Source organism: Pseudomonas sp. W5-01, assembly GCF_046540435.1.
GTDB lineage: Bacteria > Pseudomonadota > Gammaproteobacteria > Pseudomonadales > Pseudomonadaceae > Aquipseudomonas > Aquipseudomonas graminis_B.
On record NZ_JAXCIP010000001.1, the window covers coordinates 1198497 to 1223146 of the forward strand.

Below are 24650 nucleotides of genomic sequence, written 5' to 3' on the forward strand. Positions count from 1 at the left end.
TCACCGCCCTCTCAGGAACGCCCATTGTGATCCCTCGCCTCCCCGCCTCCTTTCTTCTGGCTGGTGTCGTCACCGCCATGTCTGCCGCCAACGCAGCAGACGACCTCACTTTGCCGGCGATGCAAATCCAGGACACCGTTCCCCAGGACGACGGGCAAAGCGTGGGCTATCAGGGCAAGCCGTCTTCGAGCACCACCAAGCTGGGGCTGACCAACAAGCAGACGCCACAGGCGATCACCACCATCACCCGCGCGCAGATGAACGATTTCAAAATGAACGGCGTGAAGGATGCCCTGCGCTCGGCACCGTCGGTGACGGTCGAGCAAAGCGAAAGCGATCGCACCGAATTCACCTCCCGCGGGTTCGACATCGGCAGTTTCGAGTACGACGGCATGGGCATGCCCTTCGCCCAGACGATCATGATCGGTGATCTGGACATGGCCGAGTTCGAGCAGATCGACGTGCTCCACGGCGCCAACGGGTTGATGAGCGGCACCGGCAATCCGTCGGCCACGGTCAACTTCATCCGCAAACGACCCACCCGTGATTTCCAGGCGCAGATCGACACCAGCGTGGGCTCGTGGGACAACCGACGCATCGACGTCGACGTGTCGGGGCCGTTGACCGACAGCGGCAATGTGCGCGGCCGCTTCATCTATGCCCACGACAAGGGCAACTCGTGGATGGACCGCTACAGCCACGAGAAAAACGTCGCCGCCGGCCTGCTGGCATTCGACCTGTCCGACGCCGACACCCTGACCGTGGGTTTTACCCAGCACAACAGCGATTCCAACGGCAGCACCTGGGGCAACCTGCCGCTGGTTGACATCAACAATAACCCGATCCACTACAGCAGCCGCTCGTCCAATGTGGGCCAACCGTGGACCTACTGGAACATGCACACCCAGCGCGCGTTTGCCGAATGGAAGCATGACTTCGGCAACGGCTGGAATGCCACGGTCACCGGCACCGGTATTACGGAATACCAGGACACCAACATGCTGTACGTGTCGAGCGTCACCGATGACGACGCCTCGGTGTTCGCCGCTGATACCTCCAGCAAGGCGCACCAGTTGCTGGGGGAAGCCAAAGTCTCCGGGCCCTTCAGCCTGTTCGGCCGCGACCATGAGTTGACCTTCGGCGCCGCCTATGGCCGCACGCACCAGAAAGCCCGTGAATACGATGCTGGCGGGGGCACCTACTTCGACACCTCGTTCGCCGGCATTCTCGCCGGCAATACCCCTTCGCCGCAGTTTGACTACACCAGTGACGTCACCAACACGCAGAACTTCGAGGACCGCCAGAAGAGCCTGTTCGCCGGTGCGCGCTTCAGCCTGGCGGATGACCTGCACTGGATCGCCGGTGCACGCATGCTCAGCGTCGACGGCACGGGGGAGAGCTATGGCACCGATCACTCCCAGCGCGAGCACGGCAAGGTCACGCCCTACACCGGTCTGGTGTACGACCTGACCCCGCAGTGGAGCGTCTACACCAGCTGGACTCAAATCTTCAATCCGCAGTACGGCACGGTCGGCGTTGACGGGAAAGTGCTGGCGCCGCTGGAAGGCAAGAGCCTGGAAGCCGGCGTCAAAGGCAGCGTGATGGACGATCGCCTGAACCTGACGGCTGCGGTGTTCAAGACCAAACAGAGCAACGTCCAGTCGGCGGACTTCATCGAGGTGGGCTCGCAGTTCCGCTATTTCACCGACGATTACAAGAGCCACGGCATCGAGCTGGAAGCGTCGGGTGAAGCGCTGCCGGGCCTCGATCTGCTGGCGGGTTACACCTACGTGCACATCGAAAACGATGACGGCGACAAGGCCCGCCGTTATGTGCCGACCCATGCTTTTCGCGGCATGGCCAGCTACCGGTTGCCAAGTCTGCCCCAAGCCAGGATCGGCACTCGGGTGAGCTGGCAGAGCGGGATTCAGAACGACCACTACAGCGTCATCCGCCAGAACGCGTACGCGCTGGTCGACCTGATGACCAGCTACGACATCGACAGCAACTGGAGCACGGCGCTGAACTTCAACAACGTCACCGACCGCAAATACCTGACCTCGCTGTACAGCGGCACGGCGAGCAACTACGGCGCGCCGCGCAACCTGACGGCATCGTTGACGTGGCGGTACTGACCAACCCGAAATTTTTTATCACGGTCGCTTGACTTCCCTTTTCCAATCAGTAAGATAGCGCGCATTCCGCGATAGCTCAGTTGGTAGAGCAAGTGACTGTTAATCACTGGGTCCCTGGTTCGAGTCCAGGTCGTGGAGCCAGACAGAAGCAAACGAAAAGGCCAGCGCTTAGCTGGCCTTTTTCGTTTCCGATCGCTTTTCCCGGGCGCTCCCAGCCTGAAGCGGGACTGCATCAGCCCCGCTGCGCCCTTATCGTCAGGCCTTGGTGTAGCGCAGCCACACCGCGCCGCCGTCCTGCACATCCGCCGACGTCAACTTCAAATGCGTTGGTTGTTTCCACGCCTCGGTCGGCACCTCGAACGACGCCGGATGCTCGCCTCGCCCGTCGATCAGCGGCAGAATCAGCACACTGACTTCATCGACCAGCCCGGCGCTGACGAACGAGCCACTGACATGGGGGCCGCCCTCGACAATCAGGCGCTTGCAGCCCAGCTCGCTCGACAGGATCTGCACCACCTGCTGCAGGTCGATCTCGGTCTTCCCGGCAAAAATGTAAGAGACCTGAATCGACTGCAGGTACGCCAGGTAGTCATCCGACGCCCCTTCGGTCAGGACTTCGACGACGTGGGAATCCAGCGCCTGATTCTTTTTCCAGCCCACCTTGCCCTGGGGGTCGATGGACACGGCATAGGCCTTGGCGCTGCGATCAGCGAAGTAATGACTGCGCTCGATGGGGCCTTTGGCGAGGCCCTTTGGATAGCCCTCGTCGTGGGCGATTTCCTGCATCGTCACGCGCCCGCAGATCCAGGCGTCAAACTCGAACGTCTGGGCGAGCTTTTCGTATAAATCTCCGGCGTCTTTCTTGAACGTGCGATCCCAGCCATCGGTAAGGGCGTGGCCGTCGAGGGAGGACATCATGTGGCAAATGACATAAGGCTGCATGGCAGACTCCAGGCTGATAAGTGTGTAGAGCCGACCCGGATCCCGCGGCAATAGTTCACCCCGTCACTCGACTTGGCCTTCACAACCTGCTGCCCATCATTGCCGGTGATGTAGACCATGAAGGCTATTGTCTTCAGCTTCGGCAGGGCTCGCGTAACATCGCGTCATCCCAGACACGACACGGACTTGCCACCATGACCCTGCACATCATCAATGCCCTTGCCCTCACCGCCGTGACCGTTTTCCTGGTCAACCGCGCGTTCGCCTTGTACGACCTGATCAATGCAGCGACGGTGTCAGAGCATCACTGAGGGCCTGACAGCCCGACGCACGACGATTCAAGCAAGGCACCGAAATGCCAGGCCGCAATGGCCTGGCGGTACCGCGATTATCGGCGGCAGACCTGTTCAATGACTTAGAAATTGGCCTGCAGCGCTTCAAGCCCACCCACGTAAATCCCCTTGAATAATTCCTCGACGTCCGCATCGGTCACACCGTCGGCGGTGAACACGCCTGACCATTCCACCCACGCCCCCTCATCGCCATCCTCTTTGACTTTGAACGTCGCCAGATAGTCCTTGATCGGAAACGGTCCTTTGTCGATGGAGTAGCTGTACGTGCGAGCCGAATTATCGTAGGTCTGCAGGCGCTCGGTGATTTCAGCACCGTCGTCGGTGGTCAGGTGACGGACGCGTCCGCCCTCTTTTGCTTCGCTGCTCTTGATGAACGGCAGCCACTCGTGCAGCGAGTGGAAGCCACCGGTGAGTGCCCAGACCTTTTCGGCCGACACCGGGATGCGAATGGATGCAGATGCTTGAGCCATGATGTTCTCCAGAAATGCGGGCAGCGGCCGGTCAGCCAGCGCTGGATCGCGTGGCGGGACCGCGCCCTCTCTAAATAAGCGGTAACCGCGAGCAATCTTGTCACGATTGCCGCTGTTTCGGGAGGGTGAGCGCCGCAAACATCAGTCACCCTACCGGCGATGATGATCTGCTTGCGCCTGGCGTGGCCCCTCGTTTCTCGGGGTTCGTCCGGTCACGCCTGCACCCCAGTCACGATTGGCGGTGGCTGGGCTTGTTGCGCAGGAAGATCAAAAGAATGAATCAACAGCTTCCCGGCTGAAGCCGGTCCTACAAGTGACCGCGATGCCTTGGTGGGACTGGCTTTAGCCGGGAATAGGTCTCACGCCGAGATGAAGGTGTCAGCCAACGAAACCGTCACCTTCCAGCAGCGAGCGCAGCATCCAGGCGGCTTTTTCGTGGACTTGCATGCGCTGGGTCAGCAGGTCGGCAGTGGGTTCGTCGCTGACCTTCTCCAGCAACGGGAACAGGTCGCGGGCGGTGCGTACCACCGCTTCCTGCCCTTCAACCAGTTGCTGGATCATGTCGGTCGCAGCGGGCACGCCCGGTTCTTCCTTGATCGACGACAGCCGTGCGTAGGTGGAATAGGTGCCCGGTGCCGGGAAGCCCAGGGCTCTGATGCGTTCGGCAATGGAGTCCACTGCGGTCGCCAGTTCGGTGTACTGCTCCTCGAACAGCAGGTGCAGCGTGCGGAACATCGGGCCGGTGACGTTCCAGTGGAAGTTGTGGGTTTTCAGGTACAGCACGTAGGTGTCGGAGAGCAGCCGGGACAGTCCTTCAACGATCTCTGCACGGTCTTGCTCGTTGATTCCGATTTCAATAGCCATGAGTTGCTCCCTAAGGTCTGTTGATTGCTGAGGGGTCGATTCTAGAGAGCACGCCCTGTTAACTGAAATCACCGCTGCCAATCGCTGCCATCGACACGGCCTATGAAACGCCGTCGCCCAACGACAATCGGCGTTGAAACAACAGCAGCCATTCGCGAACAAGCTCACGCCCACAAAATCGTGGATCGCCCCGGGTTTCGGCCGGTTCGTGGGACTTGTGGGAGTGAGCTTGCTCACGAAGAGGCCAGGACCGCCGGCCACTTTCTCTGGGGAATGACAGTCCGACTTCGTGAGTAAGGTGGAGCGCCACCCCGGTCACTGCCACAGGTCTGCGGCATGTTTTGAAACCGCGGTCTGCTCCCCCAAAACCTCTAGTGAGTGGAAATCAGATCCCGCTCAACGCCAGGTCCATCGCGAAGTACGTGAAGATCAAATCCGCGCCCGCGCGCTTGATGGCGCCGAGGGTTTCGCGCACGACGCGGTGTTCGTCGATGGCGCCGGCCTGGGCGCCGAACTTGATCATCGCGTACTCGCCGCTGACCTGATAAGCCGCCAGGGGAAGGTTCGAGGCTTCGCGGATGTCGCGGATGATGTCCAGGTACGCGCCGGCCGGCTTGACCATCAGCGCATCGGCGCCTTCGGCCTCGTCCAGCAGCGATTCGCGCAGGGCTTCACGACGGTTCATCGGGTTCATCTGATAGGTTTTGCGGTCGCCCTTGAGCGCCGAGCCGCCGGCTTCGCGGAACGGGCCGTACAGCGCCGAGGCGAACTTGGTCGAGTACGCCATGATCGGCGTCTGGGTGAAACCGGCGGCGTCGAGGGCGGCACGAATCGCTTTCACCTGGCCGTCCATGGCCGCCGAGGGGGCAATCACGTCAGCACCGGCACGCGCCGCCATGACGGCCTGCTTGCCGAGGTTTTCAATGGTCGCGTCGTTATCGACATGGCCGCCATGCATCACGCCGCAGTGGCCGTGGTCGGTGTACTCGCAGAAGCAGGTGTCAGACATCACGATCATTTCCGGCACGGCGGCCTTGATCGTCCGCGAGATCCGCGAGACCAGGCCGTTTTCCTGCCAGGTGTCGCTGCCGGTGGCGTCCAGATGGTGGGACACGCCGAAGGTCATCACCGACTTGATGCCCGCACGGGCGTAGCGCTCGACTTCCTGCGCCAGCTTCGACTCGGGAATGCGCTGCACCCCAGGCATGCTGTTGATCGGCACGAAGTCGTCGATTTCTTCTTCGACGAAGATCGGCAGCACCAGATCGTTCAGGGTGAATTCGTTCTCCTGAAACAGCGAGCGCAAGCTCTCGTTGCTGCGCAAACGGCGTGGACGGGCAGCGGGAAACAGACTGGACATGGCGGTTCCTGAGCTAAAAATATCCGGAAGATTGCCGGGCCCGAGAGGTCCGGCACTATCAATGGCGCGAAGCTTATGCCTGCGCCGCCCTTGATTCAAACGCCGTGACAAGAAAGTCCCTTACGTCGGCCGCAACAGTGTTCAGAAACAGCGTGCAGAAACGGCGTGGAGAACCAACGCAACGGCGGCAGGTCATTTAGCAATGCCGCAGCCGTTCCGCCTGCGCATCGCCAGAATGAGGCCGACCTTGAGCAACCCTTCCGATCAGCGCAACAACCGTTCTCTGGACGGTATTAACTTCTTTCTGGCGGATGTGCGCGATGGGCTCGGGCCCTACCTCGCGATCTACCTGCTGGCCGTGCACAAGTGGGATCCGGCAAGTATCGGACTGGTCATGACCCTCGCCGGCATCGCCGCGCTGGTCACACAAACCCCGGCGGGTGCGCTGATTGACCGCACCCGCAGCAAGCGGATGGTGGTGATCGTGGCGGCCTTGCTGGTGACCGCCGGGTGTCTGGTGCTGCCGTTCATTCACTCGTTCACTTGGGTGGCGATCACCCAGAGCATCAGCGCCATCGCAGGCTCGGTGTTCGCCCCCGCCATCGCCGCCATCTCCCTGGGCATCACCGGGCCGAAAGCCTTCACCCGCCGGACCGGACGCAACGAAACCTGGAACCACGCCGGCAACGCCTGCGCAGCCCTGCTGGCCGGCATTTTTTCATGGATGTTCGGGCCGATTGCGGTGTTTTACCTGATGGCGTTCATGGCGCTGGCGAGCATCGTCGCCGTCTCATTTGTCGATGCCTCGGCGATTGACCACGACGTCGCCCGCGGCTTTGACCCCAACCATGACCAGGGTAAGGACCAGCCCAGCGGCTGGGCGGTATTGCTGCACAACCGACCGTTGCTGGTATTCGCCATCTGCTGCGGGCTGTTTCACCTGGCCAATGCGGCGATGCTGCCGCTGGTGAGTCAGAAGCTTTCGCAGATCGACGTCAACCTCGCCACGCCGCTGACCTCCGCCTGCATCGTCGCCGCGCAGTTGGTGATGGTGCCAGTGGCCTGGCTGGTGGGGGCGAAAGCCGACGTCTGGGGGCGCAAACCCTTGTTGCTCGCCGGCTTCATTTTTCTGCCGCTGCGGGGCGTGTTGTATGTGATGTCGGATAACCCGTACTGGCTGGTGGGCGTGCAGTTGCTGGACGGCATCGGCGCCGGGGCGTTTGGCGCGCTGCTGCCGCTGGTGGTCAAGGACCTGACACGCGGCACCGGGCGCTTCAACGTCAGCCTGGGGGCGATCTCGACAGTGTTTGGCCTGGGCGCAGCGCTGAGCAACGGCCTGGCCGGACTGGTCGTCCGCGAGGCGGGCTACAGCGCGGCGTTTCTGACATTGGCGGCGATTGCGGCCGTGGCGTTCGTGCTGCTGTGGCTGGCGGTGCCGGAAACCGGCGAAGCCGTGGCCCATGATCAACCCGAGGGCGCGCCGGCTACCTGATCCACGGAGTTGAAGGTCGGGGGAACGGCGTTCGACGGCATGGCGCCGTCGTTCGCCGGGAAATGGGTTTAGAATGCCGCCCCTTTCCCACTTCCGACCTGCCGCCCACCGATGAATGCCGACGCCCTCGACCTGCTCGACTCCCACCTCGAGACCGCCCTCGCCGCCCCGCCCGCCGAGACTCGCCGCCTGTTTCACGGCCGTGGCCGACGCTGGCCGGGGCTCGAGCAACTGACCGTCGACTGGATGCAGGGCGTGGTGCTGGTGTCGCTGTTCAAGGCGCCAGGCGCCGATGAGCTGGAAGCCCTGAAGCAGCGGCTGTCCAGGCTGATCGAGTCACCGGCGTGGCAGCAATCCAGCGCCCATACGCTGTTGTTGCAGCACCGCTATCTGCCGGACAGCCACACCGAGGCGCTGTCGGGCGAGGTGCTGGAGGAATGGACGCTGACCGAGGGCGGCCTGCGTTATCTCGTGGATTTCGGCAAAAAACAGAACACCGGGCTGTTCCTCGACATGCGCTACGGCCGCGACTGGGTGCGGGCCAATGCAGCGGGCAAGCGGGTGCTGAATCTGTTTGCCTACACCTGCGGGTTTTCGGTGGCAGCGATCGAGGGTGGCGCGGAGTGTGTGGTCAATCTGGACATGTCCCGGGCTGCACTGAGTCGCGGCCGCGACAATCATCGGTTGAATGGCCATGACCTGAGCAAGGTCACATTTCTCGGCCACGAGCTGTTCAAGTCCTGGGGCAAGGTAAAAAGTACGGGGCCCTATGATCTGGTGATCATCGACCCGCCGTCGTTTCAGAAAGGCAGCTTTTTGCTGACCAAGGATTATCAGCGGGTGCTGCGCAAACTGCCGGAACTGTTGACCCCGGACGGCACGGTGCTGGCGTGCATGAACGACCCGCTGCTGGGCGCGGACTTTCTCATCGAAGGCGTGACCCGGGAAGCGCCGGGGTTGCGGTTTGTCGAGCGGTTGGAAAACCCGCCTGAATTCGCCGATGCCGAGGAAGGGGGTGGGTTGAAAGCGTTGGTGTTCCGCCAGGGCTAATCGCAACGCGCGCGGCTTGGTAGGACAGGCTTCAGCCGGGAATGGGCCCTTGAGTACATTATCAATTCTGCGCTGTGACTTCCGACCTCTTCCCGGCTTAAGCCGGTCCTACCAAGTGACCGCGCTGTGTCAGTGGGACCGGCTTCAGCCGGGAAGAGGCCCTTGAGTACGCCATCAATTCTGCGGTGTGACGCCCGACGCCTTCCCGGCTAAAGCCGGTCCGACAAGGACGCGGAGCGTCTAGGTCTGCATGCCCACGCGGAGCGTGGGAACGATCATCACTGAGTGATCGCAGTGCGTCAGTGGGACCGGCTTATGAACATCCGAGTTCTAGGCACTCAACCGCGAGATCACGTCATTCAACCCCACCGACAACACATGGAGATCCTGACTCGCGGTTTGCGTGCGCTGGACGTTGTCCTGGTTGGTGGTGGCAATCGCAGTGATTTCCGTCAGGTTGCGGGAGATGTCTTCGGCCACGGACGTCTGCTCTTCCGCAGCCGTCGCAATCTGGCGGTTCATGTCACGGATGGCTTCCACGGCACTGGTAATGCGTTCCAGCGAGGAGCCTGCCAGCGCCACCTGATCGACGCTTTCCTGGCTGCGGGCCTGCCCGCTTTCAATGGCTTGGGCAGCATCGACGGCGCCGGTCTGCACCGAGCTGATGATCTGGTTGATTTCCGCCGTCGAGGCCGCGGTGCGCTGGGCCAGCGTGCGCACTTCGTCGGCAACCACCGCAAAACCGCGCCCGGCATCGCCGGCACGGGCTGCTTCGATGGCCGCGTTCAGCGCCAGCAGATTGGTCTGCTCGGCGATGCCGCGAATCACTTCCAGCACCTTGCCGATGCGCCCGCTGTCGGTTTCCAGACGGCGAATGACATTGGCGGTGTTGCTGATCTCGGTGCGCATCTGGGTGATTGCTGTGATGGTCGCGCCCATCACCTTGCTGCCTTCCTGGGAACTGCGATCCGCTTCGTCAGCGGCCTGGGCGGCTTGAGCCGCGTGGCGGGCGACTTCCTGGGCGGTGGCGGACATTTCGGTCATCGCCGTCGCGACCTGATCGGTGCGCTCGAACTGCTCGTGGGTGCCCTGGGCCATCAGCGCGGCAATGGCTTTCAGCTCGCCGCCGGCACTGTCCAGGTCGGTGGTGCTGCGCTTGAGGCGGGTAAATGTGTCGGCAAGGAAATCCCGCAGCGTGTTCGCCGCAACGGCCAGACGTCCCAGCTCATCCTGACGGGTGATGCTGACGCGGTCGCTGAACTTGCCCTGACTCAGTTGCGCGACGTATTCGATCAACATGCGGATCGGGCCGACGATGTTGCGGTTGACCATCCACAGGGTAAGCACGCCGACCAGCAACGCCGAGGCGAGCATGACCAGCGTGCCGATAAGGATGGTCCGGTCGGCGGTGCTGCTGAGGATCGTCGACTGCTCGTCACTTTGCTTGCGCAGGCCAACCACCAGGCCGGTCATCTGCTCACTGGCGGCACGGTCAACGCCTTTGACGGCCATGTCACCGGCAACCGGATCGCCACCGGAGGCAATGTAAGCGTCACGGCCTTTGCGGTAGGCCACGCCGAGGGTGCGGTGCTCGTTGCGCAGCGCGTCGACCTGGGTTTTGGTCGCGGGGTCCAGCCCGTCCATTGCACTCAGGCTGCCGAGGGTGTCCTGCACCTGACGCTCCTGGTCTTCAAACTGCGCCCAGAATTTATCGCGATCAGCCGGTTGCTTGCCGCGCAACAGCACGTTTTTCCATTCCTGCACCTGAACCTTGAACTGCAGGTTGGCCTGATCGACCAGTTGCGAGGCGTGCAACGGCCCCTCGAGCAGACCGCGATAGGCGTGGACGTTGCTGGACAGGAACTGGAAACACGCCAGGGCAATCAGCACGACCAGCACGAGGCTGCCGCTGAGCAGCGCGAGGATCTGCAATCTCAGGGATTTCGACATAGGAGGATCTCAAAAGGGAGGACAACCTGCTCCGAGGATCACCCGGAGTTTTTGCGGCTTGCCACATCCCTGTGCCATCGCGTCGGAGCGGTCCGAAAACGAGGCGCCTGCACAGAGTGCTTCGACCCTGCGCAGGGCTTCTTGAAGGCCGGCCCGGCAGATCCGACGAACGGCTGAGAAGCCCCAAGAGCAAGGCCTGCAGCCCAATCAAACGGCTATCTAAATGTACTGAAAGGCATTCAGATGAGTGTGTCAGCTGCGGCAGTCATTCTCGCTGACCGAACACCTGAGAGGGGCGGCGCAGCACCGGATCGAAGGGATTGATCTTTTGGCTGATCGCCGTTGCCTCGCGCTTGAGCATGTCCACCACCGTGGGCATGCGGTCGGCACTGAGGCGGTCGCTGAGGGTGGCCACGCTCAACGCCGCCACGGCCCGGCCATCGCGGTCGAGAATCGGCACCGCCAGACCCGCCATGCCTTCCAGCACGCCGGTGTTGCGCGCGGCGTAGCCGGTTCGCCGCACTGTGTCGATTTCCGAGCGCAGCATTACTTCGTCGTAGAGGTGGAAATCCCGCAGGCGCGGCAAGTTGTAGCGGATGACGGTCTCGCGTTCTTCTTCCGGCAGAAACGCCAGGATCGCCAGACTGCCCTGCCCCACGCCCAGTGCCACGCGACCGCCGATGTCGCCGGTGAAGGTGCGGATCGGGTACGGCCCTTCGCTGCGGTCCAGACACACCGCATCGAAACCACTGCGGGCCAGCAGAAACAACGAGTCCCCCAACGAGGCCGACAGGCGCAGCAAACTCGGCCGCACCACGTCGCGCAGGTTGCCGGACTGTCCGGCGCGCGCGGCAAGGGCGAAAAATTCCAGGCTCAGGCGGTAACGCTTGCTGCGCAGGTCCTGCTCGACCATGCCCTCGTCCATCAGGCTGCGCAGCAAACGGTGGGTGGTCGGTTGCGACAGACCCACCTGCTGCGCCAGTTGTGTGACCCGTTCACTGCCATCGGGACAATTGCCCAGCGCCCGCAGCACGGCAAACAGGCGAGAGACCGCACCAACCCCTGTTTCTTTCTCAGCACTCTTCCGCTCAGTGGAATCCATAGCACCCCAATCCTTGTTTCTTTTCGCTGAATGAATGAATTTGCAAAAACTACTCACTCAATGAAATTGCTCGTTGAGCGCATCCTAGTCTTGGGCCTAGGATCGGTCCACAGGGCGATTTGAATAACAGCGGCAGCCGACATTGATCGAGCGCCAGCGTCCACGGCCACACGCATCACTTCTCTTCGCATCTGCCCATAAAAAACGCACGCCTTCGGTGTGCACGAAAAAAGGTGGAACGCAGCCATGGCTTTTCTTCAACTCCAGGCACTGTGCAAACGCTACGGCCCCATCGATGCGGTCGTGGCCACTGACCTTTCGGTGGAGCAAGGCGAATTCGTCTCCCTGCTCGGCCCCTCCGGCTGCGGCAAAACCACCACCCTGCAAATGATCGCCGGCTTCGTTGACGTCAGCGCCGGCCGCATCCTGCTGGACGGCCGCGACATCACCCACGCCAAACCGGCCAGTCGCGGCCTGGGCGTGGTGTTCCAGTCCTACGCGCTGTTCCCGCACATGAGCGTGCGCGACAACGTCGCCTTCGGCCTGAAAATGCGCAAAGTCTCCGCCGCCGACATCGAGCGCCGCGTCTCCCGGGTGCTGGAACTGGTGCGCCTCACGCCCCATGCCGAGCGTTACCCTCGCGAGCTGTCCGGCGGGCAGCGTCAGCGGGTGGCTTTGGCCCGGGCGCTGGTGATCGAGCCGCCGGTGTTGCTGCTGGACGAACCGCTGTCCAACCTCGACGCCAACCTGCGGGAAGAAATGCAGTTCGAGATCCGCCGCATCCAGCGCGAAGTCGGCATCACCACCCTGATGGTCACCCACGACCAGGCCGAAGCGCTGTCCATCAGCGACCGCGTCGTGGTGATGCAGGCCGGGCGCATCACCCAGATCGACGAGCCCTACCACCTCTACGAACACCCCCGTACGCGTTTCATCTCGGGCTTCGTCGGCAAGGCCAATCTGCTGCGCGGTGATCGCGATGCCAGCGGCGCGGCCCAGGTCCGTCATCAGCCTGGCGACGGCGAGCTGGTGTTAAGCCTGCGCCCCGAAAAAATCGACCTGGTGCCTGCGGGGACTGGCCGCCTGCAAGGGCGCGTGGCCATGCGCTACTTCCTCGGCAGCCAGTGGCTGTACCGCATCGAAACGCCCATCGGCGAAATCACTGTGGTGCGCCGCAACGATGGCGACGCGCCGATGAACGAAGGCTTCGCGGTGGGGCTGGACTGGCCGTCGGACCTGTTGCGGGTGTTGAGCGTCGACGAGGTGCCGGCATGAGTGTGCTGCGCGACACCGGACGCGGGTACCTGCTATCGGCGCCGGCACTGGCGCTGTTCTTCGGCCTGCTGGTGCTGCCGTTGCTGCTGACGCTGGTGCTGTCGTTCAACGTGTTCGACTACGAAGTCGGGGTCAAGGGCGGTGAGTGGACGCTGGCGCAGTACACCAATCTGCTCACCGATTCGTACTTCTACGAGATCTTCCTGCGCACCTTCTGGATCAGCGCGCTGGTGACCCTGCTGTGCGTGGTGATCGGCGTGCCCGAGGCCTATATCCTCAGCCGCATGGGCACCCCGTGGCGGTCGATTTTTCTGATCCTGATCCTCACGCCGCTGCTGATTTCGGTGGTGGTGCGGGCGTTTGGCTGGAGTCTGTTGCTGGGCGCCGACGGCTTGATCAATCAAGCGATCCAGGCCCTCGGCGGGCGGCCGATCAAGATGCTCTACACGCCGTTCGCGGTGATTCTGGCGCTGGTCCACGTGATGCTGCCGTTCATGATCATCCCGGTGTGGACATCCCTGCAAAAGCTCGACGCCTCCGCTGAACAGGCCGCGCTGTCCCTCGGCGCCACCCAAGCGCAAGTGATGAGGATGGTGGTGCTGCCGCAGGTCATGCCCGGCGTGCTGTCGGGGACGTTGATCGTCTTCGGCCTGTCCGCCAGCTCGTTTGCCATCCCCGGACTGCTCGGCGGGAGGCGCCTGAAGATGGTCGCCACCGTCGTCTACGACCAATACCTCTCGGAACTCAACTGACCCATGGGCGCGGCGATTGCCGTGGCGCTGCTGCTGATCAACCTGTTGGTCATGCTGTCGTGGAACCGGCTGGTCGAAGGCCGCTATAAAAAATCCCTGGGGGAATGAGCGATGTCCAAGAACGGTCCTCTGGCCCTGTCGTTTCACGCCCTGGTGGTGGTGTTCATGCTGGCGCCGCTGGTGGTGGTGTGCCTGGTGGCCTTCACCCCGGAGAACACGCTCAGCCTGCCGTGGCACGGGTTTTCCCTGCGCTGGTTCAGGGCGGTATTCGAGCGCGCTGATTTCATTCAGTCCTTCTACAACAGCCTGATTCTGGCGGTGGTCGCGGCCACCCTGGCGACGTTGATCGCCGTGCCGGCGGCACTGGCGATCACCCGCTACCGCTTTCCCGGCCGCGACTTCCTCAACGGCCTGTTCCTGTCGCCGATCATCATTCCCCATCTGGTGCTGGGGGTGGCGATGCTGCGCCTGTTCGCGCTGATGGGCGTGAACGGCAGTTTCGTCTGGCTGATGTTCGCCCACGTGGTGGTGATCACGCCGTACGTGCTGCGCCTGGTGATTGCCGCCTCCATCGGCATGGACCGCAGCGCCGAGCAGGCCGCCGAATCCCTCGGTGCCAGCCGCTTCACGCTGTTCCGCCTGATCACCCTGCCGATGATCCTGCCCGGCGTGGCCGGTGGCTGGCTGCTCGCGTTCATCAACAGCTTCGATGAAGTGACGCTGTCGATCTTCGTCACCTCGCCGTCGACCCAGACCCTGCCGGTGCGCATGTACGTGTACGCCACCGAATCCATCGATCCGATGATGGCGGCGGTGTCTGCGCTGGTGATCGCCCTGACGGCGGCGACCATGATCATTCTCGACCGGGTGTATGGGCTGGACCGTGTACTGGTAGGGAGGCATTGATGACTGTTCGGTTTACCCACCTTTGCCCGATGGAGCGCACGCCATGGCCTTGCTGAAACGACTGGCCGAACGCGACCGCGCCGTGCTGCCCTTCACCCTCGACGGTCAGCCGGCCAGCGGCTTGCAGGGCGATACAGTGCTCACGGCGGTGCTGACGGCAGAAGACTCATTGCGCGGCAGCGACTTCAGCGGCGAACCCCGGGCCGGTTTCTGCCTGATGGGCGCGTGCCAGGATTGCTGGGTGAAACTGGGCGACGGCCGCCGGGTGCGGGCCTGCTCGACGCTGCTCGAAGCCAATGTCTGCGTGACCCGCGATCCGGGGCGCAGCCTATGAACGGGGCGAAAAACGGAGCCGTCAGCGAGGCCGTCAACGCGCCAGCGACCTCGGGTGCGAGCACGGTCATCGTCGGCGCCGGCCCCGCCGGAATTCGCGCGGCGCAGACGCTGCTTGCCCACGGTCTGCGCCCTTGTCTGCTGGATGAAAGCCTGCGCGGCGGCGGTCAGGTCTATCGACGCCAGCCGGAGCATTTCAAACGGTCGGCGAAGGCGCTGTACGGTTTCGAAGCGGGCAAGGCCGAGTCGGTTCACACCACCCTCGATCAGTTGCAGGCTGAGATCGACTACCGTCCCGAGACGTTGGTGTGGAACGCCGAATCGCGCACCCTCGATACCCTGCACAATGGCCGCGCGGCGCAGGTCCCGTTCAAGCATCTGATCGTGGCCACCGGGGCCACCGACCGCATCCTGCCGTTACCGGGCTGGACATTGCCCGGCGTCTACAGCCTCGGCGCGGCGCAGATCGCGCTGAAGTTTCAGGGCTGCGCCATCGGTCAGCGGGTGGTCTTCGCCGGCAGCGGACCGCTGTTGTATCTGGTGGCGTATCAATACGCCAAAGCCGGTGCGACGGTGGCGGCGGTGCTCGACAGCTCGCCCTTCTCCGCCCAGACCCGCGCCCTGCCCGCGCTGCTCGGGCAACCGTCGACGCTGGCCAAAGGGCTTTATTACCGCGCCTGGCTGACGGCCCACGGCATCCCGGTGCATCAGGGCGTTCATCTGCAGGACATTCAGGGCGAGCGACGGGTCAGCGGGGTCAGCTGGCAACAGGGGAATCAACGGAAAAACCTCGTCTGTGATGCCCTCGCGTTCGCCCATGCCCTGCGCAGCGAAACCCAGCTGGCCGATCTGCTCGGCTGCGACTTCGCCTGGAGCGCGTTGAACCGTGCCTGGCTGCCGACCCGCGACGCCGCCGGACGCAGCAGCGTCGAGGGCGTGTATCTGGCCGGTGATGGCGCGGGCATCATGGGCGCCGACGCCGCCGAAATGGCCGGCGAACTGGCGGCCCTGACCTTGCTCGGCGACCTCGGCTACCGTATCGACCGCGCCCGCAGCATCGAATTACAGCGCCAACTGGCAGCCATCCAGCGGTTTCGCCAGGGGCTGGAAACCGCATTCCCGTTCCCCGAGGACTGGGCGGCCAAGGCGCCGGACAGCCTGATCGTCTGCCGTTGCGAGGAAGTCAGCGCCGGCGAGATCCGCCAGACCGTGGCCGAGGGTCACTGGGAAATCAACCGGGTCAAGGCCATGTGCCGGGTCGGCATGGGCCGCTGTCAGGGGCGCATGTGTGGGCTGGCCGCGACGGAAATCGTCGCTCACGCGTCGGGCCGCGAGGTTGCCTGCGTTGGTCGATTGCGTGGGCAGGCACCGATCAAGCCGCTGCCATTTGGCGTGGAGGCAGAACAATGAGCCAGCCCGTCGAGGTGGATGCGGTGGTGATTGGCGGCGGGATTGTCGGCGCCTCGGCGGCGCTGTTTCTCGCCCTGAGCGGCAAACGCGTGGCGCTGCTGGAAAGGGACTTTTTCGGCTCTCACTCAAGCGGTGTGAACTACGGCGGCGTGCGCCGTCAGGGCCGTCCGCTGTCGCAACTGCCGCTGTCCCGGCGCGCCCATGAAATCTGGGGTGACCTGCGCGCGTTCATCGGCACCGACGGCGAATACGTACGCTCGGGGCATCTCAAGCTGGCCCGCAGTGACAAGGACATGGCCGCGCTGGTCGCCTATGAAGAGGCGTCCCGGGGATTTGGGATGCAGCTGCAGTTGCTCGACCACGCCCAGTTGCGCGCCCGCTTTCCCTGGGCCGGGGATGTGGCGGTGGGCGCCTCGCTGTGTGCTGAGGACGGCCATGCCAATCCGCGCCTCGTTTCTCCGGCGTTTGCCTTTGCTGCGCGCCGGGCCGGTGCGCAGACGTTCGAGCAAGCCCACGTCAGCGAGGTCAGCCATGACGGTCAGGCGTTTGTCGTGCGGACCGCCGATGATCAGTGCTTTCGTGGACCTTGGCTGCTCAATTGCGCCGGCGCCTGGGCGGCTCAACTGGCCCAGCAGTTCGGTGAACCGGTGCCGATGCGCGCGGGTCACCCGGCGATGCTGGTGACCGAACCGCTGCCGATGTTCATGGACGTCAGTACCGGCGTCGAGGGCGGCGGAATCTATGCCCGTCAGGTGGCGCGGGGCAATTGCGTGCTGGGCGGCGGCCAGGGTTTCCCGCTGGACCCGGCCACCGCGCGCCCCGGTCAGGCGGCGATTCTGGAGATCCTGCGCAACGCCGTTGAGCTGTACCCGCCGCTGGCCGGTGCCCAGGCCATTCGTACCTGGAGCGGCACCGAAGGCTATCTGCCCGACCGCGAACCGGTCCTGGGTGCCAGTTCCACGCAACCCGGTTTACTGCACGGCTTCGGCTTTGCGGGATCGGGCTTTCAGATCGGTCCGGCGGCGGGCGAGGCGCTGGCGCAAATGGTCTGTGCCGGGGCGTCGAACATCGACCTGACGCCGTTCTCGATCACACGCTTTCAATCGCAACCGCACACTTCATCGCCTGCCATCGTCGTGCCGTCCGGCACCGATAACGTCATTCCATTGCTCAGAGGAAGGTCGAACCCATGACTCATATGAAACGTGTTGCCCTGACTGGCTTGTCTTGCCTGCCGTTTGCCGTGTTTGTTGCTTCGATGCCCGTACAGGCCGAACCGACGCTGTACCTGGGCATGAACGGCGGCACCATGGAGCGCTTGTACGCCGACAACGTGCTGCCAGCGTTCGAGAAGGCGAACAACGTCAAGGTGGTGATCGTGCCGGGCACCTCCTCGGACATCCTCGCCAAGGTTCAGGCCAGCAAGGACAATCCGCAGATGCACGTGATGTTCCTCGACGACGGGATCATGTACCGCGCCATCTCCATGGGCCTGTGCGGCAAGCTGAATCCGAGCGCGAGCCTGGCGGACATCCCGGCTAAGGGCAAGATCAAGGACGAAGCGGTGGCCGTCAGCCTCGGTGTCACGGGGCTGGCGTACAACACCAAGATGTTCAAGGACAATGGCTGGAGCGCGCCGACGTCCTGGTCCGACATGGCGGACCCTAAATATAAAGAGAAGCTGGTGTTCCAGTCGCTCGCCTCCTCCACCTTTGGGCTGCACGGTTTTCTGATGTTCAACCGGTTGCAGGGCGGCAACGAAACCAACGTCGAGCCGGGTTTCAAGGCGTGGCCAAAGAAGGTGGGGCCGAACGTGCTGGAGTACATCGCCAGTTCCGCGAAGATATCGGAGATGGTGCAGACCGGGGAAGCGGCGCTGTTCCCGCTGACGCCGACCCAGGTCACCGCGCTCAAGCTCAAGGGCGTGCCGGTGGAATACGCGCCGCCGAAGGAAGGCGGTGTGGTGTTGAACGTGGCCGAGTGCACCATCGCCAACAACGACCAGCCGGAACTGGCGCAGAAACTCGCGGCCTTCCTGCTGACCCCGGAAGCCCAGGCGCCGGCCCTGGAAATGGGCGACCAGATCCCGTCCAACCCGAAAACCCCGACCACGGACAAGACCCGTGGCCAGGTCGAAGCCATGAACAAATACCTGGAAACCGCCGTGACCATCGACTGGGATCAGGTCAACCAGGTCCGCCCGGAATGGAACGCCCGCTGGAGCCGCACGATCGAGCGCTAGATGGTTAAAGCAGGACCGTGATCCAATAGTGGGACCGGCTTCAGCCGGGAAAGCGTCGGTAGGCCATACCGCAAAATGGATGGCGCACACACTGGCCTCTTCCCGGCTAAAGCCAGTCCCACTAACCGACCGCGATCCAACAGTGGGACCGGCTTCAGCCGGGAAGGCGTCGGAGGCCACGCCACAAATTGGATGGCGCACACACTGGCCTCTTCCCGGCTAAAGCCAGTTCCACTAACCGACCGCGATCCAACAGTAGGACCGGCTTCAGCCGGGACGGCGTCGGAGGCCGCGCCGCAAATTGGATGGCGTACGCACTGGCCTCTTCCCGGCTAAAGCCAGTCCCCCTGACAGACCGCGATCCAACAGTGGGACCGGCTTCAGCCGGGAAGGCGTCGGAGGCCATACCGCAAATTGGATGGCGCACGCACTGGCCTCTTCCCGGCTAAAGCCGGTCCCACTAATCGACCGTGATCCAACAGTGCGCCCGGCTTCAGCCGATCTCAGGCCCGGAACGCCGCAAATCAGACCACATGTGCACCTTCGACACGTACTGCTCTCCCACCGCCACCGCATACGGCTCCACCCCAAACGGGACAAAGCCCATCCGTTCGTATAAGCCCTGCGCGCCGCGGTTGCCGTCGGTGACGGTCAACTGGACCAGCAACAGCGGTGGCTGGCTACGGGCGTAGGCCAACACGCTGCTGATCAGGTCGTGGCCAATGCCTTTGCCGCGATGGGCGTGGGGAACGTACATCCCGAACAGCGTGGATTTGTGGCGGGCTTTCCTTCTGGTTTCCAGGGACAGGCCGGCAACCCCCAGCAAACTGCCTGATTCAACGGCGCCAAACACCACCTCTTTCGCGTCACGCCCGACCACAAGCCGCTTTTCCCACCAACTGATCGGCAAGGCTTCGCGCTCGGCGACGTCGGAGGTAAACGCATCAGGATGGAGGGCGTACGCTTCAAGCATCAGGGCTCGATACGCCGAGGCATATTCCGGGGTCAGTCGCTGAATGGTCGTGGTCATCGAGGTCGCACCGCAGGGTCGAGCGCTGATTATGTGGCTCAGCCGGTGTGACGACTACCGCCCGGGCCCGGAATAAACAAACGCCCTCTTCCTTCGCGCCCGTTCAGTCACGCATCGGCGTGCAGCATGCGGCGAAACACCGGGTTTTCACGCCGGCTATTGCAAAAACCCTGCTCATCGCTGCAACCTCCACGGTTTGTGCAGCTCAGACTAATCGCGACAGGTAAAATCGCGCACCGTGGGCGCGTCAGTTCGAGGGAGATTTCCATGCGTTTCAGATCATTCATCCAGTGTCTCGCTGTTGTGCCCCTGGCGCTGCTGATGGCAGGGACAGCCGTGGCCGGCGAAGAAACGCAGCTGATCCAGTCAATCAATACCTACCGCAGCCAGGCCCAGCCTTGCGCCAATGTGGCGTCGACCGAGCTGCCGCCACTCAACAGCGACCCGCGCCTGAACCTGCCGGCCAGTGGCACGGTGGACCTGCAGCCGATGCTGGCCCGGGCGTCGTATCCGATGGTCAGCGTCCAGGCGATCACACTTTCGGGCCCGCGCGACGCGCAAGCGGCGATGGCCGCCATTCAGGAAAGTTTTTGTCAGGTGGTGCTCAATCCGCAGTTCGTCGACATCGGCGTCAGCCGCAACGACCGCGACTGGCGCATCGTGCTGGCACGTCCGCTGCTGGCGGGCGGGTTGGGTAATGCGCAGGCCGAGGGCCAGAAACTGCTGGGGCTGATCAATGAAGCGCGCAAGCAGCCGCAGCAATGTGGCGCCCAGTCGTTTCCTGCGGCCGCGCCGCTGGTGTGGAACGACACTCTGATGAGCGCAGCCGAGAGCCACTCGCGTTCCATGGCCAACAACAATTATTTTGACCACAAGGGTCGCAACGGCGGGACGCCGGGGGACCGTGCGGAGCTGGCCGGGTACATCGGCCAGCAGATCGGCGAGAACATTGCCGCCGGCCAGGACAACGCGCGCAAGGTGGTCGAAGGCTGGCTTGCCAGCCCCGGCCATTGCGCCAACCTCATGAACCCGCAGTTTCATGACCTGGGCGCTGCGTACGCCACCGACCCGAAAAGCGACGCCGGTATTTACTGGACGGCGCTGTTCGGGGTGCAGTAACGCTAGCAGCTACTCAAGCGCCGCTCTCTTCAACCCCACAGCGTGCGGCCGAAGAACGTCAGCGTGCGGTCCATGGCCAGCTGCGCCCACACCGGGTCGTATTGCGTGCCCGGAATCCGGCCAGGTCCTACGGCTTCTTCGTTGGCAAAGGCGTGGTGGGCCAGGTAGCGGTGGAATTCCAGGTCCACGCCGCCTTCGCTGAGTTTGGCTTCGAGCTGATCGACGCCGTCCGCCGGGAAGAACTCATCCTGGGTGCCCCAATGCGCCAGTACCGGCACCTTGATCGCCGCAGGGTCGAGGAATTCCAGCGGCGGCATGCCGTAGAACACCACGCCGGCAGACAGTTCGGGGATGAAGTTCAGCGCCAACAGGGTCAGCGCGCCGCCCATGCAAAAGCCGGTGACGCCGACTTTCTGGCTGTGGCCCTTGAGGTATTGCACGGCGCCGCGGATGTCCTGGGTGGCGGCGTCGGCGAAGTCGAGTTTGTCCATCAGGTGATGGGCTTCTTCTTCCTCGACCGTCATTTCGCCACGGTACAGATCAGGCACCAGCGCCAGATAGCCCGAGGCGGCAAGCCGATCGGCCACGCCACGGATCTGGTCGTTCAGGCCCCACCATTCCTGAATCACCACCACGGCCGGTGCGCCGTCGGTCTTGGCCGGGCTGGCCAGGTAGCCACTCAACTCTTTGCCGTCGGGGCGTTTGAAGGTGACGGTCTTGCCCGTTGCCTGTGTCGATGCTTGAGTCATGGGGTTCTCCGGAGAAGGAATTCGCGTTGATTAACAGCGTGAGACGACTGACCGTCAGTGCTACGACAGCAACACGACGCGCAACAGCGTGACGCACGTGAAACTAATGACCGGTCCGGCGTGGAGTCCGTTCAGCCGTTCTGCAGATCCGTGCCCATGGCCGCGCCGGCGCTGTCTCGACAACGCTCGTCACGGGGGGCAGAACGATGATCGCGCAGCTGGTGTTGCAGCGTCGCCGCCGAGGGCGCATAAAGGAAGCCGAAGGACACGCTGTTGCGTCGGCCTTTCACCGCGTGATGCATGAGATGCGCGTGGTAGAGGCGTTTGAGGTAGCGGCTGCGCGGCCGTGGTCGCGCAGGCCAATGACGATGGACCATGCCATCGTGAATAAACACGTAGAGCACACCGAATGCCGCCACGCCGGCGCCCACCCATTGCAGCGGGTCATGGCCGCTGTTGCCGGCAACGATCAGCGCGATCGCCACCAGGGCCAGGGCCAGCAGATAGAGGTCGTTGGTTTCGAACGCGCCGAGCTGTTCTTCGTGGTGGGACTTGTGCAGGAACCAGCCCCAGCCGTGCATCACGTACTTGTGGGCGAGGAAGCCGACCCCTTCCATGGCGACAAGGGTCAGGAGAAAAATGATGAAGTTGAAGATCATAGCGTCGGGAGGGCCGATGGGTCTGGGCGTCGAGGAGCAGCATACCGGGGTCACGGGAAATTTCCAGATTCGCGCTCACAACGTTTGCTTTCCTGACCAACCGATGTAAAAAATGGCCCCATGGGTGAGCGTCTCGAACGCTTACTGTATTTGTGCCCTGCCCCCTCGCGGCGGCCGGCACCGCTTTCAAGGAATCAAGAATGGCTCCAAGACACGTCATCAACGCTTCGGTCAGCCCCAAGGGCAGCCTGGAAACACTGTCCCAACGTGAAGTCCAGCAGCTCAGCGCCGCAGGCTCCGGCAGCATTTACACCCTGTTCCGCCAGTGCGCCCTGGCCATCCTCAACACCGGCGCCCATGTCGATAACGCCAAGACCATCCTGGAGGCTTACCAGGACTTCGAAGTGCGCATCCACCAGCAAGACCGTGGCGTGCGCCTCGAACTGCTGAACGCCCCGGCCGACGCCTTCGTCGACGGCGAGATGATTGCCAGCACTCGGGAAATGCTCTTCAGCGCCCTGCGCGACATCGTCTACACCGAGAGCGAGCTCGACAGCCAGCGCATCGACCTGAGCAGCTCCCAGGGCATCACCGATTACGTATTCCACCTGCTGCGCAATGCCCGCACCCTGCGCCCCGGCGTCGAACCGAAGATGGTGGTGTGCTGGGGCGGCCACTCGATCAACACAGAAGAATACAAATACACCAAGAAAGTTGGCCACGAGCTGGGCCTGCGCAAACTGGACATCTGCACCGGTTGCGGCCCTGGCGTGATGAAAGGCCCGATGAAAGGCGCGACCATTGCCCACGCCAAGCAGCGCATCACCGGCGGCCGTTACCTGGGCCTGACCGAGCCGGGCATTATCGCGGCCGAAGCGCCGAACCCGATCGTCAATGAGCTGGTGATCCTGCCGGACATCGAGAAGCGCCTGGAAGCCTTCGTGCGGGTTGGTCACGGCATCATCATTTTCCCGGGGGGCGCAGGCACGGCGGAGGAATTCCTCTACCTGCTCGGCATCCTCATGCACCCGGACAACCAGGACCTGCCGTTCCCGGTCATTCTGACCGGCCCGAAAAGTACCGCGCCGTACCTGGAGCAGCTGCACGCGTTCGTCAGCGCCACCCTGGGCGAAGAAGCGCACAAGCATTACCAGATCATCATCGATAACCCGTCGGAAGTGGCACGGCAGATGACCCTTGGCCTGGCTTCGGTGCGCCAGTTCCGCCGCGACCGTGCCGACGCGTTCCACTTCAACTGGCTGCTGAAGATCGAAGAGAGCTTCCAGCGTCCATTCGACCCGACCCACGCCAACATGGCCAGCCTGCAACTGCGCCGCGACCTGCCGCCCCACGAACTGGCCGCGAACCTGCGCCGGGCGTTCTCCGGGATCGTGGCGGGCAACGTCAAGGACAAGGGCATTCGCCTGATCGAAGAACACGGCCCGTATGAAATCCACGGCGACGCTGAAGTGATGCAGCCGCTGGACAAGCTGTTGCAAGCCTTCGTCGAGCAGCACCGGATGAAGCTGCCGGGCGGCGCGGCGTATGTGCCGTGTTATCGGGTAGTGTCTTAACGGAGCATGGCCTGAGGCCACCCTTCAGGCATGACACTGCATCACCCTTGTGGGAGCCCAATTGTGGGAGCGAGCTTGCTCGCGAAGGCGGCATCACTGCCGCCAGAGATGCGCAGGCCGAACGGGCCTCTTCGTGAGCAAGGTGGAGCGCCACCCCGGTCACTCCCACAGGTAAGTCATCACGCGCAAAACCTGCCCCTCCCCGAATTCCGGAACCGACCCATGATCCACATCCGCCTTATGACCACCGATGATTTCGAGGTCTTCTGGCCCACCTTTCAGGCCGTCGTCCGGGCCCAGGAAACCTACGCCTACGCCCCCGACCTGACCTGCGAGCAGGCCCGGCACCTGTGGCTGGAATACCCGATGCACACGCTGATCGCCGAAGAAGACGGCGTGCTGCTCGGCAGCTATTACCTCAAGGCCAACGCGGCAGGCCCCGGCAGCCATGTCAGCAACTGCGGCTACATGGTCACCCCGGCCGCGCGGGGTCGTGGCGTCGCGCGCCTGATGTGCGAGCACTCCCAGCAACTGGCGCTGGACAGCGGCTTCTCGGCCATGCAGTTCAACTCCGTGGTGGCCACCAATGAAGTCGCCGTCGCGCTCTGGCAGAAACTCGGGTTTGAGACCGTCGGCCGTCTGCCTCGCGCTTACCGCCATGCCCGGCTCGGGCTGGTGGACTGCCTGGTGATGTACAAATGGCTGGCCGACATGCCGGCCTCGCGCAAAGCCAAGAGCCCGTTGCTGATCGGCCGCAAGAACATCGAATCGGTCATCTCCCGCCCACGGCGCAAGCCCTCTGACGGGCCCGCCTGATCTTTTCAGAAAATCGGGAACCACCCTCCGCCCTGACGCCACTCACCCCACCAAGCACTCACTTGCA

At 63.2% G+C, this 24650-nt stretch carries 21 protein-coding genes, 1 tRNA gene and 1 pseudogene; 14 read left to right on the forward strand and 9 right to left on the reverse strand.

Annotated features, from left to right (window positions below; all coding sequences use genetic code 11):
- Window positions 1-77 precede the first annotated feature (77 nt).
- Window positions 78-2135, forward strand: a complete 2058-nt coding sequence (locus tag SLW75_RS05155) for a TonB-dependent siderophore receptor (RefSeq protein WP_410933741.1) — start codon at window positions 78-80, stop codon at window positions 2133-2135.
- Between the two features lie 65 nt (window positions 2136-2200).
- Window positions 2201-2276 (forward strand) — tRNA-Asn (locus SLW75_RS05160).
- Between the two features lie 114 nt (window positions 2277-2390).
- On the opposite strand, the gene SLW75_RS05165 is transcribed toward SLW75_RS05160, so the two are convergent.
- The 4 genes from SLW75_RS05165 to hemB form a co-directional block, all read right to left on the reverse strand.
- Window positions 2391-3077: a RibD family protein gene (locus SLW75_RS05165; protein WP_192131352.1), complete on the reverse strand. Its 687-nt coding sequence runs from the start codon at window positions 3075-3077 to the stop codon at window positions 2391-2393.
- A 415-nt stretch (window positions 3078-3492) separates the two neighbouring features.
- Window positions 3493-3900 carry an SRPBCC family protein gene (locus tag SLW75_RS05170; RefSeq protein ID WP_065991567.1) on the reverse strand — a complete coding sequence of 136 codons (408 nt, stop codon included), beginning with the start codon at window positions 3898-3900 and terminating at the stop codon, window positions 3493-3495.
- A gap of 378 nt (window positions 3901-4278) precedes the next feature.
- Complete coding sequence (locus tag SLW75_RS05175; RefSeq protein WP_410933742.1) at window positions 4279-4764, reverse strand: Dps family protein; 486 nt, start codon at window positions 4762-4764, stop codon at window positions 4279-4281.
- A gap of 385 nt (window positions 4765-5149) precedes the next feature.
- The gene (gene hemB, locus SLW75_RS05180; RefSeq protein WP_192131348.1) at window positions 5150-6124 is read right to left on the reverse strand and encodes a porphobilinogen synthase; all 975 of its coding nucleotides are present in this window, start codon (window positions 6122-6124) and stop codon (window positions 5150-5152) included.
- A 247-nt stretch (window positions 6125-6371) separates the two neighbouring features.
- Between hemB and SLW75_RS05185 the strand changes: the two genes are divergently transcribed.
- A complete protein-coding gene (locus tag SLW75_RS05185) occupies window positions 6372-7616 on the forward strand; it encodes an MFS transporter (RefSeq protein ID WP_410933743.1) in 1245 nt (414 codons plus the stop codon).
- Window positions 7617-7727: 111 nt separating this feature from the next.
- Entirely contained in the window at window positions 7728-8666 is a 939-nt protein-coding gene (locus SLW75_RS05190) for a class I SAM-dependent methyltransferase (RefSeq protein ID WP_410933744.1), read from the forward strand.
- Between the two features lie 330 nt (window positions 8667-8996).
- Here SLW75_RS05190 and SLW75_RS05195 read toward each other — a convergent pair whose 3' ends face one another.
- The gene (locus SLW75_RS05195; RefSeq protein ID WP_192131343.1) at window positions 8997-10616 is read right to left on the reverse strand and encodes a methyl-accepting chemotaxis protein; all 1620 of its coding nucleotides are present in this window, start codon (window positions 10614-10616) and stop codon (window positions 8997-8999) included.
- 265 nt (window positions 10617-10881) lie between these two features.
- Window positions 10882-11718, reverse strand: a complete 837-nt coding sequence (locus SLW75_RS05200) for an IclR family transcriptional regulator (RefSeq protein WP_192131341.1) — start codon at window positions 11716-11718, stop codon at window positions 10882-10884.
- A gap of 246 nt (window positions 11719-11964) precedes the next feature.
- Here SLW75_RS05200 and SLW75_RS05205 point away from each other — a divergent pair, with 246 nt between their 5' ends.
- From SLW75_RS05205 to SLW75_RS05235, 7 genes and pseudogenes are all read left to right on the forward strand, one after another.
- Window positions 11965-12993, forward strand: a complete 1029-nt coding sequence (locus tag SLW75_RS05205; protein ID WP_410933745.1) for an ABC transporter ATP-binding protein — start codon at window positions 11965-11967, stop codon at window positions 12991-12993.
- Window positions 12990-13853, forward strand: a pseudogene (locus tag SLW75_RS05210) (ABC transporter permease). Before SLW75_RS05205 ends, SLW75_RS05210 begins: the two are co-directional and overlap by 4 nt.
- A gap of 3 nt (window positions 13854-13856) precedes the next feature.
- The gene (locus SLW75_RS05215) at window positions 13857-14651 is read left to right on the forward strand and encodes an ABC transporter permease (RefSeq protein WP_037010374.1); all 795 of its coding nucleotides are present in this window, start codon (window positions 13857-13859) and stop codon (window positions 14649-14651) included.
- Between the two features lie 43 nt (window positions 14652-14694).
- A complete protein-coding gene (locus SLW75_RS05220; RefSeq protein WP_410933746.1) occupies window positions 14695-14985 on the forward strand; it encodes a (2Fe-2S)-binding protein in 291 nt (96 codons plus the stop codon).
- Window positions 14982-16394 (forward strand): FAD-dependent oxidoreductase, encoded by a 1413-nt coding sequence (locus tag SLW75_RS05225; protein ID WP_410933747.1) that lies wholly within the window; start codon window positions 14982-14984, stop codon window positions 16392-16394. The genes SLW75_RS05220 and SLW75_RS05225 overlap by 4 nt, the downstream gene beginning before the upstream one ends.
- A complete protein-coding gene (locus tag SLW75_RS05230) occupies window positions 16391-17587 on the forward strand; it encodes an NAD(P)/FAD-dependent oxidoreductase (protein WP_410933748.1) in 1197 nt (398 codons plus the stop codon). The genes SLW75_RS05225 and SLW75_RS05230 overlap by 4 nt, the downstream gene beginning before the upstream one ends.
- Window positions 17584-18636 carry an ABC transporter substrate-binding protein gene (locus SLW75_RS05235; protein WP_410933749.1) on the forward strand — a complete coding sequence of 351 codons (1053 nt, stop codon included), beginning with the start codon at window positions 17584-17586 and terminating at the stop codon, window positions 18634-18636. The genes SLW75_RS05230 and SLW75_RS05235 overlap by 4 nt, the downstream gene beginning before the upstream one ends.
- Window positions 18637-19129: 493 nt before the next feature.
- Here SLW75_RS05235 and SLW75_RS05240 read toward each other — a convergent pair whose 3' ends face one another.
- Window positions 19130-19666: a GNAT family N-acetyltransferase gene (locus SLW75_RS05240; RefSeq protein ID WP_410933750.1), complete on the reverse strand. Its 537-nt coding sequence runs from the start codon at window positions 19664-19666 to the stop codon at window positions 19130-19132.
- 321 nt (window positions 19667-19987) lie between these two features.
- Between SLW75_RS05240 and SLW75_RS05245 the strand changes: the two genes are divergently transcribed.
- Window positions 19988-20785: a CAP domain-containing protein gene (locus SLW75_RS05245; RefSeq protein ID WP_410929258.1), complete on the forward strand. Its 798-nt coding sequence runs from the start codon at window positions 19988-19990 to the stop codon at window positions 20783-20785.
- 29 nt (window positions 20786-20814) lie between these two features.
- On the opposite strand, the gene SLW75_RS05250 is transcribed toward SLW75_RS05245, so the two are convergent.
- Both SLW75_RS05250 and SLW75_RS05255 read right to left on the reverse strand, forming a co-directional pair.
- Window positions 20815-21534 (reverse strand): dienelactone hydrolase family protein, encoded by a 720-nt coding sequence (locus SLW75_RS05250; RefSeq protein WP_192131321.1) that lies wholly within the window; start codon window positions 21532-21534, stop codon window positions 20815-20817.
- Between the two features lie 131 nt (window positions 21535-21665).
- On the reverse strand, window positions 21666-22193 hold the full coding sequence (locus SLW75_RS05255) for a sterol desaturase family protein (protein ID WP_410933826.1): 528 nt from the start codon (window positions 22191-22193) through the stop codon (window positions 21666-21668).
- A gap of 200 nt (window positions 22194-22393) precedes the next feature.
- On the opposite strand from SLW75_RS05255, the gene ppnN reads away from it, so the two are divergent.
- Together ppnN and SLW75_RS05265 are read left to right on the forward strand one after the other, a co-directional pair.
- Window positions 22394-23767, forward strand: coding sequence for a nucleotide 5'-monophosphate nucleosidase PpnN (gene ppnN / locus SLW75_RS05260; protein ID WP_065991552.1), 1374 nt, complete (start codon window positions 22394-22396; stop codon window positions 23765-23767).
- A 222-nt stretch (window positions 23768-23989) separates the two neighbouring features.
- Window positions 23990-24583, forward strand: a complete 594-nt coding sequence (locus SLW75_RS05265; RefSeq protein WP_410933751.1) for a GNAT family N-acetyltransferase — start codon at window positions 23990-23992, stop codon at window positions 24581-24583.
- The last annotated feature ends 67 nt before the right edge of the window (window positions 24584-24650 follow it).

Coding starts and splice junctions, on each gene's coding strand:
- SLW75_RS05245 (WP_410929258.1), top strand. CDS start 19,988: ATGGCAGGGACAGCCGTGGCCGGCGAAGAAACGCAGCTGATCCAGTCA.
- SLW75_RS05205 (WP_410933745.1), top strand. CDS start 11,965: ATGGCTTTTCTTCAACTCCAGGCACTGTGCAAACGCTACGGCCCCATC.
- SLW75_RS05195 (WP_192131343.1), bottom strand. CDS start 10,616: ATGTCGAAATCCCTGAGATTGCAGATCCTCGCGCTGCTCAGCGGCAGC.
- hemB (WP_192131348.1), bottom strand. CDS start 6,124: ATGTCCAGTCTGTTTCCCGCTGCCCGTCCACGCCGTTTGCGCAGCAAC.
- SLW75_RS05230 (WP_410933748.1), top strand. CDS start 16,391: ATGAGCCAGCCCGTCGAGGTGGATGCGGTGGTGATTGGCGGCGGGATT.
- SLW75_RS05255 (WP_410933826.1), bottom strand. CDS start 22,193: ATGATCTTCAACTTCATCATTTTTCTCCTGACCCTTGTCGCCATGGAA.
- SLW75_RS05250 (WP_192131321.1), bottom strand. CDS start 21,534: ATGACTCAAGCATCGACACAGGCAACGGGCAAGACCGTCACCTTCAAA.
- SLW75_RS05215 (WP_037010374.1), top strand. CDS start 13,857: ATGTCCAAGAACGGTCCTCTGGCCCTGTCGTTTCACGCCCTGGTGGTG.
- SLW75_RS05165 (WP_192131352.1), bottom strand. CDS start 3,077: ATGCAGCCTTATGTCATTTGCCACATGATGTCCTCCCTCGACGGCCAC.
- ppnN (WP_065991552.1), top strand. CDS start 22,394: ATGGCTCCAAGACACGTCATCAACGCTTCGGTCAGCCCCAAGGGCAGC.
- SLW75_RS05200 (WP_192131341.1), bottom strand. CDS start 11,718: ATGGATTCCACTGAGCGGAAGAGTGCTGAGAAAGAAACAGGGGTTGGT.
- SLW75_RS05235 (WP_410933749.1), top strand. CDS start 17,584: ATGACTCATATGAAACGTGTTGCCCTGACTGGCTTGTCTTGCCTGCCG.
- SLW75_RS05265 (WP_410933751.1), top strand. CDS start 23,990: ATGATCCACATCCGCCTTATGACCACCGATGATTTCGAGGTCTTCTGG.
- SLW75_RS05190 (WP_410933744.1), top strand. CDS start 7,728: ATGAATGCCGACGCCCTCGACCTGCTCGACTCCCACCTCGAGACCGCC.
- SLW75_RS05240 (WP_410933750.1), bottom strand. CDS start 19,666: ATGACCACGACCATTCAGCGACTGACCCCGGAATATGCCTCGGCGTAT.
- SLW75_RS05220 (WP_410933746.1), top strand. CDS start 14,695: ATGGCCTTGCTGAAACGACTGGCCGAACGCGACCGCGCCGTGCTGCCC.
- SLW75_RS05225 (WP_410933747.1), top strand. CDS start 14,982: ATGAACGGGGCGAAAAACGGAGCCGTCAGCGAGGCCGTCAACGCGCCA.
- SLW75_RS05175 (WP_410933742.1), bottom strand. CDS start 4,764: ATGGCTATTGAAATCGGAATCAACGAGCAAGACCGTGCAGAGATCGTT.
- SLW75_RS05170 (WP_065991567.1), bottom strand. CDS start 3,900: ATGGCTCAAGCATCTGCATCCATTCGCATCCCGGTGTCGGCCGAAAAG.
- SLW75_RS05155 (WP_410933741.1), top strand. CDS start 78: ATGTCTGCCGCCAACGCAGCAGACGACCTCACTTTGCCGGCGATGCAA.